The organism is Serratia grimesii NBRC 13537 (assembly GCF_001590905.1).
GTDB lineage: Bacteria > Pseudomonadota > Gammaproteobacteria > Enterobacterales > Enterobacteriaceae > Serratia > Serratia grimesii.
In genome coordinates this window covers 39,101-57,961 of the sequence record NZ_BCTT01000017.1, presented here as the reverse complement: position 1 = coordinate 57,961, position 18,861 = coordinate 39,101, and the positions used below count along the sequence as shown (strand labels likewise).

At 53.6% G+C, this 18,861-nt stretch carries 19 protein-coding genes; 6 read left to right on the top strand and 13 right to left on the bottom strand.

Annotation, left to right across the window (positions count from 1 at the left end):
* Positions 1 to 4 precede the first annotated feature (4 nt).
* Together dsbC and xerD are read right to left on the bottom strand one after the other, a co-directional pair.
* Positions 5 to 721, bottom strand: coding sequence for a bifunctional protein-disulfide isomerase/oxidoreductase DsbC (gene dsbC / locus SGR01S_RS20285; protein ID WP_037418300.1), 717 nt, complete (start codon positions 719 to 721; stop codon positions 5 to 7).
* 27 nt (positions 722 to 748) lie between these two features.
* Complete coding sequence (gene xerD, locus SGR01S_RS20280; RefSeq protein WP_037418297.1) at positions 749 to 1,648, bottom strand: site-specific tyrosine recombinase XerD; 900 nt, start codon at positions 1,646 to 1,648, stop codon at positions 749 to 751.
* 107 nt (positions 1,649 to 1,755) lie between these two features.
* Here xerD and fldB point away from each other — a divergent pair, with 107 nt between their 5' ends.
* Positions 1,756 to 2,274, top strand: a complete 519-nt coding sequence (fldB, locus tag SGR01S_RS20275; RefSeq protein ID WP_017893855.1) for a flavodoxin FldB — start codon at positions 1,756 to 1,758, stop codon at positions 2,272 to 2,274.
* A 35-nt stretch (positions 2,275 to 2,309) separates the two neighbouring features.
* Here fldB and creD read toward each other — a convergent pair whose 3' ends face one another.
* The 5 genes from creD to sdhE form a co-directional block, all read right to left on the bottom strand.
* Positions 2,310 to 3,674 carry a cell envelope integrity protein CreD gene (creD, locus tag SGR01S_RS20270; RefSeq protein ID WP_037418294.1) on the bottom strand — a complete coding sequence of 455 codons (1,365 nt, stop codon included), beginning with the start codon at positions 3,672 to 3,674 and terminating at the stop codon, positions 2,310 to 2,312.
* A gap of 84 nt (positions 3,675 to 3,758) precedes the next feature.
* Positions 3,759 to 5,177 (bottom strand): two-component system sensor histidine kinase CreC, encoded by a 1,419-nt coding sequence (gene creC / locus SGR01S_RS20265; protein ID WP_061808418.1) that lies wholly within the window; start codon positions 5,175 to 5,177, stop codon positions 3,759 to 3,761.
* Positions 5,174 to 5,869, bottom strand: a complete 696-nt coding sequence (gene creB, locus SGR01S_RS20260) for a two-component system response regulator CreB (RefSeq protein WP_037418288.1) — start codon at positions 5,867 to 5,869, stop codon at positions 5,174 to 5,176. The genes creC and creB overlap by 4 nt, the downstream gene beginning before the upstream one ends.
* On the bottom strand, positions 5,869 to 6,291 hold the full coding sequence (locus SGR01S_RS20255) for a protein YgfX (protein ID WP_037418286.1): 423 nt from the start codon (positions 6,289 to 6,291) through the stop codon (positions 5,869 to 5,871). The genes creB and SGR01S_RS20255 overlap by 1 nt, the downstream gene beginning before the upstream one ends.
* A complete protein-coding gene (sdhE, locus tag SGR01S_RS20250; RefSeq protein WP_037418284.1) occupies positions 6,272 to 6,538 on the bottom strand; it encodes an FAD assembly factor SdhE in 267 nt (88 codons plus the stop codon). Before sdhE ends, SGR01S_RS20255 begins: the two co-directional genes overlap by 20 nt.
* A 463-nt stretch (positions 6,539 to 7,001) precedes the next feature.
* Here sdhE and ygfZ point away from each other — a divergent pair, with 463 nt between their 5' ends.
* Positions 7,002 to 7,994, top strand: coding sequence for a tRNA-modifying protein YgfZ (gene ygfZ, locus SGR01S_RS20245; protein WP_061808417.1), 993 nt, complete (start codon positions 7,002 to 7,004; stop codon positions 7,992 to 7,994).
* A gap of 37 nt (positions 7,995 to 8,031) precedes the next feature.
* Here the strand turns inward: ygfZ and SGR01S_RS20240 are convergent, their stop codons facing one another.
* Both SGR01S_RS20240 and trhA read right to left on the bottom strand, forming a co-directional pair.
* Complete coding sequence (locus SGR01S_RS20240; protein WP_037418276.1) at positions 8,032 to 8,529, bottom strand: DUF2165 family protein; 498 nt, start codon at positions 8,527 to 8,529, stop codon at positions 8,032 to 8,034.
* A 163-nt stretch (positions 8,530 to 8,692) separates the two neighbouring features.
* Entirely contained in the window at positions 8,693 to 9,367 is a 675-nt protein-coding gene (trhA, locus tag SGR01S_RS20235) for a PAQR family membrane homeostasis protein TrhA (RefSeq protein ID WP_061808416.1), read from the bottom strand.
* 183 nt (positions 9,368 to 9,550) lie between these two features.
* Between trhA and SGR01S_RS20230 the strand changes: the two genes are divergently transcribed.
* Positions 9,551 to 10,159 (top strand): HD domain-containing protein, encoded by a 609-nt coding sequence (locus SGR01S_RS20230; protein ID WP_037418270.1) that lies wholly within the window; start codon positions 9,551 to 9,553, stop codon positions 10,157 to 10,159.
* A gap of 91 nt (positions 10,160 to 10,250) precedes the next feature.
* Here SGR01S_RS20230 and SGR01S_RS20225 read toward each other — a convergent pair whose 3' ends face one another.
* Together SGR01S_RS20225 and SGR01S_RS20220 are read right to left on the bottom strand one after the other, a co-directional pair.
* Positions 10,251 to 10,997, bottom strand: a complete 747-nt coding sequence (locus tag SGR01S_RS20225; protein ID WP_061808415.1) for an SDR family oxidoreductase — start codon at positions 10,995 to 10,997, stop codon at positions 10,251 to 10,253.
* A gap of 24 nt (positions 10,998 to 11,021) precedes the next feature.
* Positions 11,022 to 11,831, bottom strand: a complete 810-nt coding sequence (locus SGR01S_RS20220; RefSeq protein ID WP_061808414.1) for a MipA/OmpV family protein — start codon at positions 11,829 to 11,831, stop codon at positions 11,022 to 11,024.
* A gap of 449 nt (positions 11,832 to 12,280) precedes the next feature.
* On the opposite strand from SGR01S_RS20220, the gene SGR01S_RS20215 reads away from it, so the two are divergent.
* Genes SGR01S_RS20215 through SGR01S_RS20205 form a run of 3 tightly spaced genes read left to right on the top strand, consistent with a single transcriptional unit; the run spans position 12,281 to position 14,892 of the window.
* Positions 12,281 to 12,949: a response regulator gene (locus tag SGR01S_RS20215; RefSeq protein ID WP_037418263.1), complete on the top strand. Its 669-nt coding sequence runs from the start codon at positions 12,281 to 12,283 to the stop codon at positions 12,947 to 12,949.
* Entirely contained in the window at positions 12,946 to 14,352 is a 1,407-nt protein-coding gene (locus SGR01S_RS20210; protein ID WP_061808413.1) for an ATP-binding protein, read from the top strand. Before SGR01S_RS20215 ends, SGR01S_RS20210 begins: the two co-directional genes overlap by 4 nt.
* Before the next feature lie 6 nt (positions 14,353 to 14,358).
* The gene (locus SGR01S_RS20205) at positions 14,359 to 14,892 is read left to right on the top strand and encodes a GNAT family N-acetyltransferase (protein WP_061808412.1); all 534 of its coding nucleotides are present in this window, start codon (positions 14,359 to 14,361) and stop codon (positions 14,890 to 14,892) included.
* Positions 14,893 to 14,900: 8 nt separating this feature from the next.
* Here SGR01S_RS20205 and SGR01S_RS20200 read toward each other — a convergent pair whose 3' ends face one another.
* The gene (locus SGR01S_RS20200) at positions 14,901 to 15,866 is read right to left on the bottom strand and encodes an MDR/zinc-dependent alcohol dehydrogenase-like family protein (RefSeq protein ID WP_061808411.1); all 966 of its coding nucleotides are present in this window, start codon (positions 15,864 to 15,866) and stop codon (positions 14,901 to 14,903) included.
* Between the two features lie 97 nt (positions 15,867 to 15,963).
* Positions 15,964 to 18,843 carry an aminomethyl-transferring glycine dehydrogenase gene (gene gcvP / locus SGR01S_RS20195; protein ID WP_061808410.1) on the bottom strand — a complete coding sequence of 960 codons (2,880 nt, stop codon included), beginning with the start codon at positions 18,841 to 18,843 and terminating at the stop codon, positions 15,964 to 15,966.
* Positions 18,844 to 18,861: the final 18 nt, after the last annotated feature.

Below are 18,861 nucleotides of genomic sequence, written 5' to 3'. Positions count from 1 at the left end.
GCGATTAACCACCGGTTTTGGTTGCAGTCTGATGTGCGTCCAGCATAGCGGCCATCTCTTTCGGCCCCTGATAGCCAGGGATCATCATGCCATTTTCCAGAATGATGGCGGGGGTGCCCTGAATACCGAACTGCACGCCAAGCGCATAGTGTTTGCTAATGTCGGTCTTACAGGTCGCAGGTGAAACTGCGTCGCCTTTCATTGCCAAGTCAAAGGCCTTGGCTTTGTCAGCGGTACACCAGATAGATTGCATGTCTTTCTCAGCCTGGGAATTCAGTCCCTGGCGCGGGAAGGCCAGATAACGAACGGTGATACCCAGATCGTTATACTCTTTAATCTGTTGATGCAGCTTGTGGCAGTAGCCGCAAGTGATGTCGGTAAACACGGTGATCACGTGTTTTTGCTTCGGCGCTTTGTAAACGATCATTTGATCTTTCAACGCTTCCAGCTTGGTGGTCAGCAACTGGTTGGTGACGTTCACTGGCTCTTTGCCACTAACGTCGTACAGCGGGCCTTGCAGAATGTGTTTGCCGTCTTCTGTCACGTACAATACGCCGTTATCGGTCAGCACGGTTTTCAGGCCATTGACCGGTGAAGGCTGTACGTCTGCCTGCTGAATACCCAGGCTGCCGAGTGCTTTTTGGATTGCCGCATCGTCAGCATGGGCCGCGCCAGTCACAGACGCCACCAGCAGGGAGAGCAGCATTAAACCTTTCTTCATTCTTCCAATCCTTTTGAACCCGGCGTGTCAGGCACGCGGGTGGTGCTGTTGATGTAGCTGTTTCAGTCTTTCAGTCGCTACATGCGTATAAATTTGTGTTGTTGAGAGGTCGCTATGCCCCAATAACATCTGTACGACACGGAGATCGGCACCATGGTTCAGCAAATGGGTGGCAAACGCATGACGCAACACGTGCGGCGACAGTCTCTCGCTATCAATGCCCGCTAGGATCGCATAGTGTTTGATGCGATGCCAGAATGTCTGTCGAGTCATTTGCTGACAACGGTTGCTCGGGAACAAAACATCCAGTGCCTGGCCGTTAACCATCCACGGACGCCCATGTTCCAGGTAATTTTCTATCCAGTACACCGCCTCTTCGCCCAGTGGGACTAGTCGTTCCTTGTTACCTTTACCAATCACACGCACCACGCCTTGGCGCAGACTGACATCACTGATGGTCAACCCAACCAACTCAGAAACACGAAGGCCAGTGGCATACAGCACTTCCAGCATCGCTTTGTCACGCAGTTCCAGCGGTTGATCAACACATGGTGCCTGCAGTAACGCATCAACCTGCGCTTCACTCAGATCTTTCGGCAGCCGTTGCGGTAACTTCGGCGAGGCGAGTAGCGCAGTGGGATCGTCGTTGCGCATGTTTTCGCGGTACAGGTATTGGAACAAACGGCGCATGGCGCTCAGCAAACGCGCAGAACTGGTGGCCTTGTAGCCCCCCTCTACTCGCTCGGCGAGAAATGCCTGCAGATCCAACGCCTGCGCCTGTAGCAGAGGGATATTTTGTTGGTTCAGCCAGGCGACCAGCGCCTGCAGATCCAGCCGATAAGAGGCCAGCGTATTTTCTGCCAGATTGCGTTCGAGCCACAGCGCATCCAGGAATTGCTCAATCAATGCATGATCTTGCTGTTGCACGCGGTCCTCTCTTTGTTACGTTTATGCCACAGGCATTATGCCTTAAGCCGATACAAATCGGGTATACTCGCTGCAATTCTACCTACGGCTATATAAACGGTTTACACATGAAGATTGGTCTGTTTTACGGCTCCAGCACCTGCTACACAGAAATGGCGGCAGAAAAAATCCGTGAGATTCTGGGTGAAGACCTGGTCGATCTGCACAACCTGAAAGATGTCTCCCCCAAGCTAATGGAAGAGTATTCCATCCTGATCCTCGGCATGCCAACCTGGGACTTCGGTGAATTGCAGGAAGATTGGGAAGCGATCTGGCCGCAACTGACCACATTGGATTTGCAGGGGAAAATTGTCGCCATGTATGGCATGGGCGATCAACTCGGTTATGGCGAATGGTTCCTCGATGCGCTCGGTATGCTGCACGATCACATTGCCCCGCTCGGCGTACAGTTTATTGGTTTCTGGCCGATCGACGGTTTCGAATTTACCAGCCCGAAACCGCTTAGCGCTGACGGCAAACACTTTGTCGGTCTGGCACTGGATGATGTGAACCAATACGACATGAGTGAAGAGCGTCTGCAACAATGGTGTGAACAAATCCTATTGGAGATGGAACCGCTGTTGTAATGCCAATGGGCGCGGTAACCGCGCCCACTCCACTGTTATTTCCACAACCGGAAGCGGCCTTCTCCCTCATCAGCCGGTGTTTCACCGTTCAACCGTGCCGGATCAGCCACCTGATACCAGTCTAATTTACGCGTCAGCAACATGATTCCCGCCAAAATAGCGAACAGCAACCCAGCCCCGAGTACCAATGCGTTATCTTCCGATTGCAGCAGCAGATACAGCACGCCGTACAACATCAACAAACTGACAGCAAATATCCCCCCTCGCAGCCTGCCGCGCAGCACCGCACTGAGGTAAAAGGCAATCAATCCACTGCAGGCGATACTGGCCAACAGATAGGCCATACCGAAACCGAAATGCTCGGAAAATGCCAACAAGATCAGATAGAAAAGTACCAACGCGGCACCAACCAGCAGATATTGGATGGGATGTACTCGCAGGCCGGTCAAAGTTTCGAATAAGAAGAACGCCATAAACGTCAGGCCGATAAACAACACTGCATATTTCACTGCGCGTTCGGTCAGTTGGTAGTGATCCACCGGTTCTATCAGGCTGGTACTAAAGGTCGGCAGTTTTTCTTCGCCGATGATTTCGTCATCGTAATGGAAAGCACTGTTGATATTGTTGGCAAACCAAGTGCTGCGCCAACGAGCGCTGAAGCCTCTCTCCGTCACTTTACGCTCATCCGGCAGGAAGTTGCCGAGGAAATTCGGATGCGGCCAATTGCTCTGCAATGTCAATTCACTGCTGCGGCCAAGCGGTACCAATGACAAACTGCTGGTACCCGCCAGTGTGAGGGTAAATTCGGCATCCAGCCCCATTTTTTGCAGTGTGGGCAGCGTCAGCGGCGCATGAACCCCTTGATGCAGCACACTGACCTGAGTACCCGGCTCAAAGGTCGTCTGTGACTGTTCACTGATAAGAGGTGAGATACTTTTGATGCCGCGTGAATCGCTCAGTGATACCAGTAAGAATGGCTGACCAATAATCACATTGCTGCGCTGCAAGTCGGCCAGATCAGGCTGGCCAAACTTCACCTTAAAATTTAATGGCCCTTGATACACCTGAGTCTGATAGATGCCCAACTTACGCACGTCGACATTGGGTTTGCCACTGACCTGTAAAGTCTCCGGCAGGAGATAACGGTGGTGGCGAATCATTTGCACCACCTTCTGCCCCTTGTCATCCGTCTTCTCTTCCCGTTCGCTATAAGGAATGACAATCAGCGGCCCCAAGATGCGCTGTGCCCGGCTGGTGCTTTCGCTAACCTGCCCCACCACGCTCTGGCGGTAGCCGCTACGCTCCTCAATCACATTCATTAACTGTGTCACAGGAATGATCATTAAGATCATCAATCCCAGCAGAGTGGTTATCTTCCAAAACAATACCGATTTCATCATCGCCGCGCGCTCCTTGTAGGTTATTGCGCCACGATAAAGGCCTCTGGTGAAAACAGGATGTGGTTATGTGAAGGGACGGTGAAGTCAGAGAGATAAAGTGAAAATAGCCGCCACACCGTGCGGTTGACGGTTAAGCAAGCGAATGCCGCCACGGTGCAACCGCGCGACCTCCTGCACGAAACTCAACCCCAGACCGCTGCTTTTAGGCTTATCGGCCCGGGCCAGTGAATAAAAACGTTCGAACACCTTGTCCAGTGCATAATCGGGAATGCCCGTGCCGTCGTCACTGATGGTGATGCTATAGTGGTTGTCCTGCCGTTCGCCGCGCACACTGATGGCACCGCCCGGAGGGGTGAAATCCAATGCATTGTCGAGCAAGTTGGTCAACGCCTGGCTGATCAGCAACCCATCGCCGGTCAAGGTAATCTCCTCAACCGCCTCAATCTGTAGCAAAACGCCACGCTGCGCTGCTTGCGCCTCTTTACCTGCCACGGCCTGACGTACCAACACCGCCATCACCAAAGGTGCCAATTCCAAACCGGGCCGACTTTCCAGCCGCGCCTGCACCAACAGTTTATCCACCAGTTGTTGAATGCGTGCACTCTGCTGTTCGATATTGGTCAGAAAACGCTGAGCCGTGGCCGGCGGAGGCAATTCCTGAAGCAGCTCGGCTGCACCACGGATCGCCGCCAGTGGGCTCTTCAGCTCATGGGTTAGGGTATGCACATACTGTTCGATGTAAGCCTTGCCTTCCAGCTTCACGCGCATGCTTTCCAGCGATTGCGCTAATTGCTTTAGTTCATGGCCGCCCATTTTCGGCAGCGGCGTGCTTTCGCCCTGCGTCACGCCGTCAGCGTAACGCACCAACCGCCCAATCGAACGGTTTATCCACCAAACAAAACCCAGGCCAATCAGCAGTGCAATGCCCAATAACAGCGCACCAGCCCATAGAATGCGCCGCTCGCTGCGCTTGATTACCGGTGCCATAGTGCTGTTTGGTTTGCCAACACTGAGCACACCGATAATTTTGCCTTGCTCCAACACCGGTGCGGCGACGTACATAACTGAACTGTTTTCATCTTGCGGATTACTGCGCGTACTGCGCGCACCGTATTGACCGCGCAACGTCAAATAGACGTCATTCCAGCGTGAGTAATCCTGCCCGAGCGCCTGCCCGCTGGAATCAAAAATGACCTTGCCCTGTTGATCCGTAAGATAGACATGGTATTCGCTGCGATCCTTACGGATACCGGCAATATTGGCGCCAATAGGCCGTTGATTAAGCTGGGCAAACGCCTGCGCCAGTTGCCCGTGCGCCACATCGGCACGCTGCATGTCCAAACGTGCGATCTGCGCCAGCAGATTGGCGGTATCGACCAATGTGCCTTCGGTTGCCCGCCGCACACCGGGTTTCACTTCCTGTACAAAAATGCTCAACACGAAATAGCCCGCGACGGCCACAATCAGGAAATATCCCAACAGCAGACGCAAACCTATTCTCATGGCTGACGGCTCACGCTGTAACCCAACCCACGATGGGTGTGGATTGGTGGTTCACCGGGATCAACCGCGCGCAATTTGGCACGCAGCGTTTTGATATGAGTGTCGACGGTACGATCCAGACTTTCTTCCGCCTGAGCCCAGACACTTTCCATTAACTGCTGACGTGAAAATACCCGGCCAGGTGCCAGCAGTAAGGTTTTCAACAACAAAAATTCGTAGCGGGTTAGCGGCAGTGGTTGCTGATGGTAATAGATGGCCGCGGCCTGTTCATCCATCCCAAAAGGACCAAAGCTGTACAGTGCGGGCTGTTGCAGACGCTGTTGTTTTTGCAAGCGGCGTAGAATGGTGCGCACGCGGGCACTGACTTCTCGTGGTGAAAAGGGTTTGGCAACGTAATCGTCGGCACCAATTTCTAACCCAATCAGGCGATCAACTTCATCGCTGCGGGCTGTGAGAAACAGGATGGGTAAATCCGCCGACTGCGATAGCAACCGGCGGCACAGTTCAAAACCGTTGATATCTGGCAAGCCGACATCGAGGATAGCCAGCGCTGGAGGCCCCTGCGCCAACGCCTGCAATGCCGGCTCACCGCGCTCGAACCAGCGCACCTGAAAGCCTTCGCTTTCCAGGGTATAAATCAGCGTGTCGGCAATGCTGGGCTCATCTTCCACCAGCCAGAGCGTCGGCTTCATCAGGATTCCTCGTCATCACTGGCGGACGGATACAGCAGCGCCTGACGCAAATGCCGCCATTCGGCTTTGCCCATAGAATCCGAAGCCAACCACAACCGACGACGTTTTTTCCCTTGCGTCGGCTGCAACGTCAACAAGATGCCATAACGCGGCATCCAAGGCTGTTTTACCAGTTGCCATTCCTGCCCGTGCCAACCCAAGCGTTGATTCGGCAGCAGCTGTAGCTCACCCTGCCGCGACGCAATGCGCTTCTGGCTACGAATACATTCAAACACCACCAGCGTTAGCAGGACCAGCCAGATTGGGCCGTAACCCTCCGGCCAGGGAGAAATCAGAATCAGTAGAATCAGTACGCCGTGTGTCAGCAGCGAAAGTAACTGGGTGCGCCAGGAAATACGGACGTCACATCGCCACTGGGCCACGGTCTTTATTTCGCGTCTGGATCAGTGTCACCATTCTCTGCAGTTCACTGTCCTGCGGAGCGCCATGATTCATCAGCCAATTGAAGAGATCGGGATCATCAGATTCCAGCAGGCGGATAAACAGCGCTTTGTCTGTGTCATTCAACTGGTCGTATTCATACTCGAAGAACGGCATGATGGAGATGTCCAGTTCGCGCATACCACGGCGACAAGCCCAGTGGATACGTGCTTTGTTATTAATATCCATGTTGTTATGACTAACCTCTTTTCAGCGTGGCAACGCCATCGCAGGGTTCAACTGACACACTGTATGGCAACACCGGCGCGATATAATTCCATCAGCCAAAGATCTGTCTGCAAGGGTTACCCTTGGCCGCAAGCCTATAGAGTAACAATTTGACATACTCGCCGGGAAGAAGGTTCTCTGCGTAAAACGCAATTAAGCGCTAAATGTCAAAAAAAGCGCTGCCGGGGAGGCAAGCGTGAATAACAGTTTGCAAAGCCCGCCGCCTCTTTTACCATGGAGCCAACACACCTGAGAACCTGTCCCAATAGGCATAATAGTTGTAGGCAGTTTGGGCACCGACTGCGCGCAAGAGCCGGACGTACACAGAGTACATGACGGTTACGAGCACCGCCCTGGCGTAAAAGGGCAAATAAAATAGCCTATTGGGATAGGTTCTAAGCCAAACGTTAAGCAGGAACTTATTATGGCGTATAAAATTCCATTTCCACCCCGTCAGCCTTCCGCTTCCTCCCATCTACCTCTGACTCTGATCTCACTGGAAGATTGGGCATTGGTGACGTTGAACGGGCCGGACACAGTGAAATACCTTCAAGGCCAGGTGACCGCCGATATCGAAGCGCTGCCCGCCGATCGGCACGTGTTGTGTGGCCATTGTGATGCCAAGGGCAAAATGTGGAGCAACCTGCGTCTATTCCATCGCGGTGAAGGCTTTGCCTATCTGGAACGCCGCAGCGTGCTGGACAGTCAATTGGCTGAAATCAAAAAATACGCGGTATTTTCCAAACTCACCATTGCCGCCGACAGCGAAGCAGTGTTGCTAGGCGTGGCCGGTTTTCAGGCACGCGCGGCGCTGGCGGACGTTTTCAGCACCCTACCGGATGCTGAACATCAAGTCGTGCAAGACGGGGAAACTACCCTGCTGCATTTCGCTCTGCCAGCAGAACGTTTTCTGTTGGTTACTACCGCTGCCATTGCTGAACAGCTCGTGAGTAAACTGCACGAACAAGCAGAATTGAACGACAGCCAACAGTGGCTAACGCTGGATATTGAAGCCGGCTATCCGGTCATTGACAGCGCCAACAGCGGGCAGCTAATTCCTCAGGCCACCAATCTACAGGCATTGGAAGGCATTAGCTTCAGCAAGGGCTGCTATACCGGCCAGGAAATGGTCGCACGTGCCAAGTTCCGCGGCGCCAATAAGCGAGCGCTGTACTGGTTAGAAGGCAAAGCCGGGCGAGTGCCGGAGGCCGCTGAGGACGTGGAGTTAAAACTGGGTGAGAACTGGCGTCGTACTGGCACGGTACTGAGCGCAGCCAAACTGACCGACGGTACACTGTGGGTACAGGTTGTCCTGAACAACGATCTGGACGCCGACAGCACATTGCGGGTGCGCGACGACGCCACCAGCCAACTGGTTATCAAACCACTGCCATACTCATTGGCGGAAGAGAAGTAGTGCCCAGGCAGCAGGCGTTAGCCTGCTGCCTGATTCCTTACTCGTCCAGTTCGCCGTCCCGCTGCACCAGATAGATCAACACCAAAATGAGGGTGACAAAGAACCGGAAAGCATCAGGCACCCCGTTCCATTGCTTAGACATCCACATGCCGAACCACTCGCCGCCCACCGACATAAAACCCACCTGCCAGGTCAGAAAACCCAGTGTCAAACCAGCCACCGCCAATGTTTTCTTTCTATTGAAGGCCACCGCAGGCAGTTTCAAGCCGCACAGAAGACGCAGCCCCCCCATCCAACACAACAGTGCAGTCAGACTTTCCAGCGTAATGATGCCAATGTAGCCGGCATGATGCAGCCATGGAGTCTGTATTGAACGGTAGGTGATAGTGGCATCAGGGAAAATAGTGTCCATCATAAATACATGACGTACAAAGGCGAAGTTGGAGCCGTAATCCGTGATATTGCCAAATGCCACCAACGTGGCGAATAGCGCCATCGCGCACACCAGCAACGCTTTGGATAAACGAACGATCATAGTGATGAGTCCTGAAAAAATTAACGTAGGCACCGAAGGTGCAGTTCGCGGGCTCAGGAATGAAAAAAATGGGCTTGCTGGATACCCGAAAGAAACAAGCGCTTCTTTTCTAACCTAAAAGAAACGCTTGATCAACATGATATTAACGCCCATCAGGCGGCAATCAGACGTACAGATAAATCGCCATAAAGTGACACAGGCTGCCACCGAGTACGAAACCATGCCAGATAGCATGGCCAAAGCGGAAACGCTTAGAGGCATAGAAAATCACCCCCAGGGTATAAATCACACCACCAACCGCCAGCAACGTCACACCGCCAATAGCCAGACGGGTCGCCAGTTGGTAAATCACAATCAGCGACAACCACCCCATCGTCAGATAAGTCACCAGCGATAAGGCTTCAAAACGGTGTGCAAACGCGAGTTTGAACAACACGCCCAGTAACGCCAAGCCCCAGATTACTGCCATCAGTCCCTTGGCGAGCGGTGAATCCAGCCCCACGAGCAGAAACGGCGTGTAGGTACCGGCAATCAAAAGGTAAATGGCACAGTGGTCAAATTTTTTCAGCCAGTGCTTGGCCTTTTGATGGGGGATTGCATGGTAGAGCGTGGAAGCAAGAAACAGCAGTATCATACTGCCGCCATAGAGACTGTAACTGGCGATGGCCGTTGCGCCAGCGCCGCTATCAACGGCCTGTACCAGCAGCAATACCAAGCCGACGATGCCGAAAACCAATCCGATACCGTGGCTGATACTGTTGGCGATTTCTTCCGCCCACGGATAGGCCGCAACGGCAACATTGTCGGTACTGGCTTTCACTACGCCCGTTTTTCCCATAATGCACAACCCCTCAAAACGCCCAATATTGTTCGAAATTACCGCAAAGCAGCTTAACTGAGAATAATTTCAGTGTACACGTGTACGCCAAAATAAAACTGTGTACGCGTGTAACCATCGAAATCCCTCTCCCACTGGTCTACAATCGATCGGCTTCAACCCATCTACCTTGAGGTTTACACCATGTCATCCGCTGTACCCGCGTTAGATTTCGGCTCCATGACCCAGGTCATCCAGTTCCTGATGGAAATCGACAAGTTGAAAAGCGTGCAACGCCGCACTAAAGTGCTGGGCACCCAACGCCAGGAAAACTCCGCCGAACATAGCTGGCATTTTGCTATTGCCGCCCTGAGCCTGGCACCCTATGCCGGTGAAGGCGTAGATATCCAGCGGGTGATCCAGATGGCGCTGCTGCATGACATCGTTGAGATCGACGCCGGTGATGTACTGGTCTACGATCTGGCAGCACGTGCAGCAATCCATGATGTAGAAGTGGCTGCAGCGCGCCGGCTTTTCGGTATGCTGCCAGACACTCAGCGCGAGTATTTCACCGCTTTATGGCAGGAATATGAAGATGGCGAAAGCGCCGACGCGCGCTTTGCACTGGTGCTGGACCGCACGATGCCGATGCTGATGAACCTGCACAATGGCGGCCAAAGCTGGGTCGAGAACGGCATCAGTCTTGAGCAAGTACTGGCGCGCAACACGACCATCGCTGATGTCCAACCGGAGTTGTGGAAATACCTGCTGCAACACTTGCAGGACGCACAACGTAAAGGCTGGCTGAAGTAACACGCTGGCTACCGTAGCAAGCCGGGTGGCTCCATCACCCGGCACGCCACTCATAACGGCTTGTGCGCTTCACTGAGAATACTATGAAACCTCAGCGGCCGCCGGACGCTTCGATAAAGCTGCCGGTGACGTAAGAAGCTGCATCAGACAGCAACCAAGTAATGGCTTCCGCGACCTCTTCCGGGGTGCCGCCACGCTGCATCGGCAGATTGCCCTTAACCCGATCAACACGTCCCGGCTCGCCGCCGCTGGCGTGCATCTCGGTGTAAATGCACCCTGGTCGCACAGAATTGACACGAATACCCTGAGCCGCCACTTCCAGCGCCAGTCCGGTGGTTAACGTGTCTACCGCCCCCTTCGATGCGGCATAGTCGACATACTCCCAGGGTGCTCCTAAACGGGCTGCGGCTGAAGAGACGTTGACGATTGAGCCGCCCTGCCCACCATGACGATGCGCCATCCGTTTCACCGCCTCCCGGCAGCAAAGGAAATAGCCGGTGACGTTGGTGCTCAGCACCTTGTTAATTCGCTCTGCCGTGAGGTGTTCAATGCTTGTCTGTTGAAACAGAATGCCGGCGTTGTTGACCAGCGCACTGATCGGGCCAAGGGTTGCGTCCAGTTCGGTAAACATCGCTACCACCTGGCTTTCACCGGCAATATCCGCCCGCAGCGCCAGCGCCTGACCACCCTGTGATTCAATCTCCGTCACAACCTGCTGTGCCGCGACCTCATCTTTCAAATAGTTAACGCCCACCGCATAGCCCTTCTGGGCCAAAAGCAGGGCTGTGGCGCGGCCAATACCCCGGCTGGCGCCGGTGACCAATGCAACTTTCGTCATGCTATTCCTTCTCTGGTTGGGAAATCAGAAACTGTAGCTGGCGCTCAAGAAAGCCACCCCAGCGGCCTCTTTCTCGACGATCGGGCTGTTCGCCGCATCACCCAACAGAGTATAGATACCGACGCCGCCCTGGAAGGCGATTTCCCGCGTCAATTGATAATTCAACGCGGTATTGAGCATCACCTGCTTAAAGCCGCTTCCTGGGCGATAGGCATCAAAAGCGCTATGCTGCGCTTGCTGCTGGGTGACACCGAAGTAGCCACGCTGATAACCCTGGTTGGCCCACGTGGTCGTCAGATCGGCTGAAAGACTAAGCGCATCGCTTAGCGGGTACAACGCTGCCACCCCCACATCGATATAGGCAGTATGCCCCAAGTCTTCATCGCCATACTGACGCGCCTTGGTCGCCTGCATTCCCCTGATATAGGTGCGGAAGGGTTCGAATTTATAACTCAGTTCAATACCCGCCTCAAACGCGCCATCCAAATCCCCCATGCCTTTGAGCCGATTATTTCGCCCCCCCAACGTTTTAATGTTTTCGTCTCGTCCACCATCATAACCCGCCAATAAGGCGATACCGAATGGTCCCGACAACGGCAACTGCCAACTGGCACCACCCAGTCCCAGACTAAAATCTCCCCATGTCGGATTGTCATAACCTGCCTGAAGATCATACAGCGGTACCGCGCTATAAATAGACGCCCCTTGATATAACGGCGCCACCGCAATGCCCCCGCTAAGCGTCAACGACGCTTTTTCTTCCTCCTGCGCAGATCCCTGCAAGGGAAATATCATCAGCAGCGTCATCGCAGAATAACCCAGGGTATTTTTCACCGTATTTGCCTTATATTTAATGAGGTTTATAGCGCCACCAGGCGCCGCAATTGTTTTTTTATTCGCGGTTTGAAACGACTACAGACATCTGAAACCACCGTCTGCAATTGGGGCTGCAAGGTTGATGAATGTGCTATTGGACTATTTATACCCTGCGCGTCAGCGTGAAAATGCACCATGAACAGCACGACAAATAAGATCGCGCACAAGCGAATAAATCCGCCAGTGATAGCTAAATTTGAAGCATTGCTGATATGCATTGTGCTTACTCTGCGGTAATGACTGTGCTGTGAAGCCTACCCGAATCAAAGCGCTGCTCCCTTAACGTGAAATTAACGGCAGATTAAGGTTTGCTTAAGAAGGTATGAGCGAAAAGCCGTGCGGCGTTGTCTTCCCCCGACGGTTGTAGTTATATAGCCGCCAGCGTAGTGATATAAACCGGATACCACGTGAATATATTGTTAGTGGAAGACGATCTGCAATTGGGCAAAGCCCTGTGCCGTGCATTAGAGTTGGCTGGGTTTGAGCTGTGCTGGGTGCGGTTGGTCCATGATGCACAACATAAATTAACGCAAGGCAGCTTCGATTTAATGCTGTTGGATCTGACTCTGCCCGACGGTGACGGATTACAAAAGCTGATCGAATGGCGCGCCGCCGGACAAAACATTCCGATCATTATTCTGACTGCCCGAGATCGCATTGAAAGCCTGGTCAATAGTCTGGACTCCGGCGCGGATGACTTCCTGGCTAAGCCCTTTGCACTACCGGAATTAATCTCGCGCGTGAAGGCAGTGAACCGTCGCATGGCGGGATTTGCCTCCCAAACCTGGAGCCTGGGAAATCTGTATCTGGATCCGATGAACCACCAGGTCACGCTGGATGACGAACTGCTGCTGCTATCGAAAAAAGAGTACCGCTTACTGCATGAGCTCATGCGCTGTGCCGGTACAGTGGTACGTAAGGCCGCATTGGAACAGAGTTTATTCGGTAACGGCGACAGCGTGGAAAGCAACTCCCTCGAGGTACATATGCATAATTTAAGACGAAAAATCGGTAAGGAAAGAATTATTACCGTACGTGGCATCGGCTATTTACTAAAAAAAGAGAGCCAGGGATGATCAGTTTTAAATCCTTTTTTATGCGCACCATCATTTTTCAGGTATTGGCAATATTATTACTCTGGGGTGTTTTGATTGGCTGGGTAAAATATCTTTATTATCCCGATGCAGAAAAATATCTGGATAATCAGCAACGCATTGTTGCACGTGGCATTGCCAATATTCTTGATAAATCGGACATTACCGATCTCAATTATCTTGATGTTATTAAAGATATCGAAGTCATGTATATCGACTCCATTAAAAACGGTATGCAGGATGAAATAGACTATCGCCCGTTATTTGTGGTTTATGACCACAATAATAAGATGCTTTACGCCTCCCCTTCCCAAGAAAAACCCTTGATTCTACCGCCTTCGGTGCTGTCCGGCACCATCAGCTATGCCAACGTGAAGTGGCATATCGCCGGCAGTTGGAGCGATAAGCAGCAATTTAGAGTGATTGTCGGTGAGTCCTTTGACAACCGCACCACTATTTTCGGCAATCCGGCGGAAAGCACGGCGATCCCGCTGCTGGTCATTCTGGCAGCAATCATTGTCGCCCTGCTGGTTACGGCCTATTTCAGCCTGCGACCACTGCGGCAAATCGCCAGAATGATCTCTGACCGCAAGCCGGGTAACTTATCGCCGATCAATGTGCGTGCGCAATATCAGGAAATTCGCCCCATCGTTTTAGAAATTAATAAGTTGATGGCTCGTATCGATGCCGCCAACCAGCGTGAAAAGCGCTTTATGGCCGATGCGGCGCATGAGCTACGTACCCCAATCGCTGCCGTGCTGGCACAGTTGCACCTGCTGACCCAGGTGGCTGATAAATCCGAACGCCAGGAGATCATTGAAGACATGCAACACGGGCTGGACCGCGCCGCATCGCTGTCACGCCAACTGATTGACTTGGCCAAACTGGAATCGGAAGACTTCCCACTGAAGATTGAAGCGGTAAATATCCACGCAGAGATCAGCAAATGCATTGCCCAACATGTCCCCTATGCACTGGAGAAGAACGTCGAACTCTCTCTGGATGGTAGTGAAAATGTGATGATTGAGACCGATCGCCATTCGCTGATTACGATATTCACCAACCTGCTGGAGAACGCCATTAAATATGCGCCAAACGGTGGGCGAATCGAAGCTAACATCCGGTCACTGTCGCCGCTGGGCTGCTATATTACATTGCGTGATAATGGCCCCGGTATCCGTCGGGAGTACCACAAACGACTGTTCGAGCGCTTTTATCGCGTACCCGGTACGCAACAGAGCGGCAGCGGTCTCGGGCTCGCCATTGCGAAAAACCTGGCCGATAAAATTGGCGCACAACTGCGGATAACCGAAGGGCTTGATGAGCACGGCATCGGTTTTATCATCGATCTGCCCGAAAATTACCTTGCACCACGAGAGAATTAACCGACGATGACTCAACCTATTTTGCTGCAACAACATCAACTTGATTTGCTATGGCAGATTGACCGCAGTGAAGTGATCGACACGTTCTACCGCATGCAGAATGGCAAATTACAGCCCTATACCGCCCATTACGATCTGCAGGGTTGGGATCCGCACGATCGCGAAACCTATAGCGCGATCCATGAACACTGCTTTGCGCGTGGGGGCCGCTTTCTCGCCCTGTTCGAAGAGAAGAAAATCCTTGCAGCTGCGGTGCTCGATACCCTGCCGCGCGGGCCGCGGCAGGACTTACGTCAGTTGCTGTTTTTCTATGTCAGCGCCAGCCAGCGTGGCAAGGGGCTGGGCAAACGTCTGTTCAGCCATTGCCTACATCAAGCCAGCCAAGACGGTGCTCTCGGGCTGTATGTTTCTTCTATCCCAAGTAAAAACACCGTGGATTTTTATCTGTCTCAGGGTTGCCAGTTGATGACCCAACCCGATACCGAACTGTTTGTCCGTGAACCGGAAGATATTCATCTGGCCTGCTATTACCGCGAGTAGTTGGCTGTTTATCTGGCGATTCGGATCACCGAACGCACGTCGCTTTTCTTATTAAGATCCCACACGTCGGCGATCTCGGATAAATCGTGTTCCTGAGTCTCAACCGAGATCTCCCCGGCTGCTGCCAGCGCCAGGATCTCACTGGCATATCTCTGCATGTCAGCCACCGGAGGGAAATTGCCTGTACCGCTGCCCATAATCTGCAATTGATTACTGCGCAGGACCGCCGCGGGCAACCGAATGTCCGGCCCCGCCATCGAGCCAACATTGACCAAGCGAATGCCGCGTCCACCGGCGTAAGAGGACAAGTCGTGGTTGTTCAGTGTCGCAAGCAGGGCTTCGGTGGCCGCACCCCAGATGTAATCGACAATAACCTGATACCCATTTGGGCCTGCCGCTGCGGCGAAAGCCTGCACCAGTTCCGCACCTTCCAGTGAAAGATCGACCGTGGCATCCACACTCAATGCATCCAACACGCTTTGACGACGGCCGGCAGCGACAATACGACCCGCTCCTGCCTGGCGCGCAGCAGCCACTGCCAGTTTGCCTGAAGTCCCTGTAGCACCAATGATCAGCACCGTTTCCCCTGCCTGAACCTCAGCGCGCCAGTGCAGCGGCAGCCAGGCAGCGAACGCCGGATTGATCAATGCGGCTGCGGTAGCGTCATCCACGCCCTTCGGCACAGGTACGGTCCAGGAAGCAACAGTGCGTTCGGCTAACGCACCGTGTGGCTGGCGGAAAGAGGCAAAATAAACCCGCTGACCGTCTGGCGCATAGCCCACACCGTCGGTACCCGGCACGATCGGCAAGCTCTTCGGACTGGAGTAATGGGTTCCTGCCACCATGGCACGATCCAGCTGTTTTATGCCGGCGACACTCACCGTGATCAGCGTTTCACCTTCGCGCGCGGTCGGTTCATCCACATTACCGGCCACAGGTGCCTGGCCCAGGACGTTTACAATAGCTGCTTTCATCATTGCTCCTTATTCCGTTCGAGTTATCCTGCGACGACAATAAAAAAGGGACACTGCATCATGCAGTGTCCCTTGATCATCCGCTTTGCCGAATGTGTTATTCGTATTCGCTCATCGGCACGCAAGAACAGAACAGGTTACGATCGCCGTACACGTCATCCAGACGCTTCACGCTCGGCCAGTATTTGTTCTCACGCACACCGGCGATAGGGAACACGGCCAGTTCGCGGCTATAGGCATGCTGCCAGTCGCTGACCAGCTCAGCCTGAATGTGTGGCGCGTTCACCAGTGGGTTGTCTTCCAGTGGCCATTCACCTTTCGCTACACGATCAATTTCGCTGCGGATAGCCAGCATCGCGTCGATAAAGCGATCCAGTTCCACCTTGCTTTCTGATTCGGTTGGCTCAACCATCAACGTACCCGCAACCGGGAACGACATGGTCGGTGCATGGAAACCGTAGTCAATCAGACGTTTGGCAATATCCATTTCGCTGATGCCGGTCTCTTCCTTCAGTGGACGAATGTCGAGAATACATTCATGCGCCACACGGTGATCACGGCCGGTATACAGCACCGGATAAGCGTCTTTCAGGCGAGTCGCAATGTAGTTAGCATTCAGAATCGCGACCTGGCTTGCTTGCTTCAACCCTTCCGCGCCCATCATGCGGATATACATCCAGCTGATTGGCAGAATAGAGGCGCTACCGAACGGTGCTGCAGAAACCGCGCCCTGTTGGGTTGTGACACCGTCAATTTGCACCACACTGTGGCCCGGAACAAACGGTGCCAGGTGTGCTTTAACGCCGATTGGACCCATACCTGGGCCACCGCCGCCGTGCGGGATACAGAAGGTTTTATGCAGGTTAAGGTGAGAAACATCCGCACCGATATAACCCGGGGTAGTGATACCCACCTGAGCGTTCATGTTGGCGCCGTCGAGGTAAACCTGGCCGCCAAACTGATGGACGATCTGGCACACTTCACGGATGGTTTCTTCATACACGCCGTGGGTCGACGGGTAAGTCACCATAATACAAGACAGCTCTTCACCCGCTTGTTCTGCCTTAATGCGCAGATCGTGCAGATCGATGTTGCCATTCTTGTCGCACGCCACCACGACCACACTCATGCCTGCCATCTGAGCAGAAGCCGGGTTGGTACCATGGGCAGAGCTTGGGATCAGACAGATATGACGGCCCGCTTCGTTACGGCTTTCATGGTAACGACGGATTGCCAGCAGACCGGCGTATTCACCCTGCGCACCTGAGTTCGGTTGCATGCAAACCGCATCGTAACCGGTTAATTGCACCAACCATTGTGACAGCTGACCGATCATCTGCTGATAACCTGCCGCCTGCTCTGGTGGGCAGAACGGATGCAGCTCGGAGAACTCAGGCCAGGTAATCGGGATCATTTCCGCAGCGGCATTCAGTTTCATGGTGCATGAACCCAATGGGATCATCGCCTGATTGAGTGCCAGATCTTTACGTTCCAGACGATGCATATAACGCATCATCTCGGTTTCGCTGTGGTAGCGGTTAAATACGGGGTGAGTCAGGATAGGTTCCTGACGCAGCATACCGGCAGGGATCGACTGGCTGTTTTTGCTCACTGCCGCGTCCAGTGCGTCAATGTTCAGACCGTGGTTGTCACCGACCAGCAAGGCGAACAGGGTCTGTACGTCTTCACGTGAGGTGGCTTCGTCCAGCGTGATGCCCACTGCGCCATGAATATCGGTGCGCAGGTTGATACCGAAGCTCAACGCGCGTTCCAGTACCGCAGCCTTGTCTTTCACTTCCACCGTCAGGGTGTCAAACCAGGTTTTGTGGCGCAGTTGCAGGCCAGCCTGTTGCAACCCAGCGGCCAGAATGTCGGTCAGACGATGAATGCGCCCAGCGATACGCTGTAGGCCCTGTGGACCATGGTACACCGCATACAGGCTGGCGATATTGGCCAGCAGTACCTGCGAGGTACAGATATTCGAGTTAGCCTTTTCACGGCGAATATGTTGCTCACGGGTTTGCATCGCCATACGCAGTGCGGTGTTACCGGCAGCATCGCGAGAAACCCCAATGATACGGCCCGGCATTGAGCGTTTGAATTCATCACGGCAAGAGAAGAAGGCAGCATGCGGACCGCCGTAGCCCATCGGTACGCCAAAGCGCTGTGCGGAACCGAATACGACGTCTGCGCCCTGTTTGCCCGGTGCAGTCAGCAGCACCAACGCCATAATGTCAGCAGCCACGCTGGTGACAATTTTACGGTTTTTCAGTTCGGCCAGCAGTGCGCTGTAATCGTGCAGCTCACCCGTAGTGCCGACCTGTTGCAGCAGCACGCCAAACACGCCCTGCAGCTCCAATACTTTTTCAGCTTTATCGACGATGACTTCAAAGCCAAACGTTTCAGCACGGGTGCGTACAACGTCCAGCGTCTGAGGATGTACATCATCAGCGACGAAGAAACGGTTAGCATCTTTCAGCTTGCTGGCGCGCTTGGCCAACGCCATCGCTTCGGCTGCGGCTGTGGCTTCGTCCAGCAATGAAGCGGATGCCAGATCCAGACCGGTCAGATCAAGGGTCACTGTCTGGAAGTTCAACAGCGCCTCAAGACGGCCCTGTGATACTTCTGGCTGATAAGGGGTATAAGCGGTGTACCAGCCTGGGTTTTCCAGCATATTACGCAGGATCACCGGAGGCGTCAGCACCGCGCTGTAACCCATACCGATATAGGATTTGTAGCGCTGATTCTGCGAGGCAATCGCCTTCAGTTCGGCCAGCGCCTGATGTTCAGTAGCCGCATCGCCCACCGGCGGCGGCGCAGGCAGTTGAATATCTGCCGGCACAATCTGTTGGATCAGCGCGTTGAGCGAGCGTGCGCCCACCGCTTCCAGCAACTGCTGCTGTTGTTCTGCAGAAGAGCCGATGTGACGTTCGATAAACGCTTCGCTGTGTTCAAGTTGGCTGAGTGTCTGAGTCATTGCTACAAATTCCTGAAT

Coding starts and splice junctions, on each gene's coding strand:
- creD (WP_037418294.1), bottom strand. CDS start 3,674: ATGATGAAATCGGTATTGTTTTGGAAGATAACCACTCTGCTGGGATTG.
- SGR01S_RS20210 (WP_061808413.1), top strand. CDS start 12,946: ATGATCAGTTTTAAATCCTTTTTTATGCGCACCATCATTTTTCAGGTA.
- gcvP (WP_061808410.1), bottom strand. CDS start 18,843: ATGACTCAGACACTCAGCCAACTTGAACACAGCGAAGCGTTTATCGAA.
- ygfZ (WP_061808417.1), top strand. CDS start 7,002: ATGGCGTATAAAATTCCATTTCCACCCCGTCAGCCTTCCGCTTCCTCC.
- SGR01S_RS20240 (WP_037418276.1), bottom strand. CDS start 8,529: ATGATCGTTCGTTTATCCAAAGCGTTGCTGGTGTGCGCGATGGCGCTA.
- SGR01S_RS20200 (WP_061808411.1), bottom strand. CDS start 15,866: ATGAAAGCAGCTATTGTAAACGTCCTGGGCCAGGCACCTGTGGCCGGT.
- creB (WP_037418288.1), bottom strand. CDS start 5,869: ATGAAGCCGACGCTCTGGCTGGTGGAAGATGAGCCCAGCATTGCCGAC.
- SGR01S_RS20225 (WP_061808415.1), bottom strand. CDS start 10,997: ATGACGAAAGTTGCATTGGTCACCGGCGCCAGCCGGGGTATTGGCCGC.
- dsbC (WP_037418300.1), bottom strand. CDS start 721: ATGAAGAAAGGTTTAATGCTGCTCTCCCTGCTGGTGGCGTCTGTGACT.
- fldB (WP_017893855.1), top strand. CDS start 1,756: ATGAAGATTGGTCTGTTTTACGGCTCCAGCACCTGCTACACAGAAATG.
- SGR01S_RS20230 (WP_037418270.1), top strand. CDS start 9,551: ATGTCATCCGCTGTACCCGCGTTAGATTTCGGCTCCATGACCCAGGTC.
- SGR01S_RS20205 (WP_061808412.1), top strand. CDS start 14,359: ATGACTCAACCTATTTTGCTGCAACAACATCAACTTGATTTGCTATGG.
- sdhE (WP_037418284.1), bottom strand. CDS start 6,538: ATGGATATTAATAACAAAGCACGTATCCACTGGGCTTGTCGCCGTGGT.
- creC (WP_061808418.1), bottom strand. CDS start 5,177: ATGAGAATAGGTTTGCGTCTGCTGTTGGGATATTTCCTGATTGTGGCC.
- trhA (WP_061808416.1), bottom strand. CDS start 9,367: ATGGGAAAAACGGGCGTAGTGAAAGCCAGTACCGACAATGTTGCCGTT.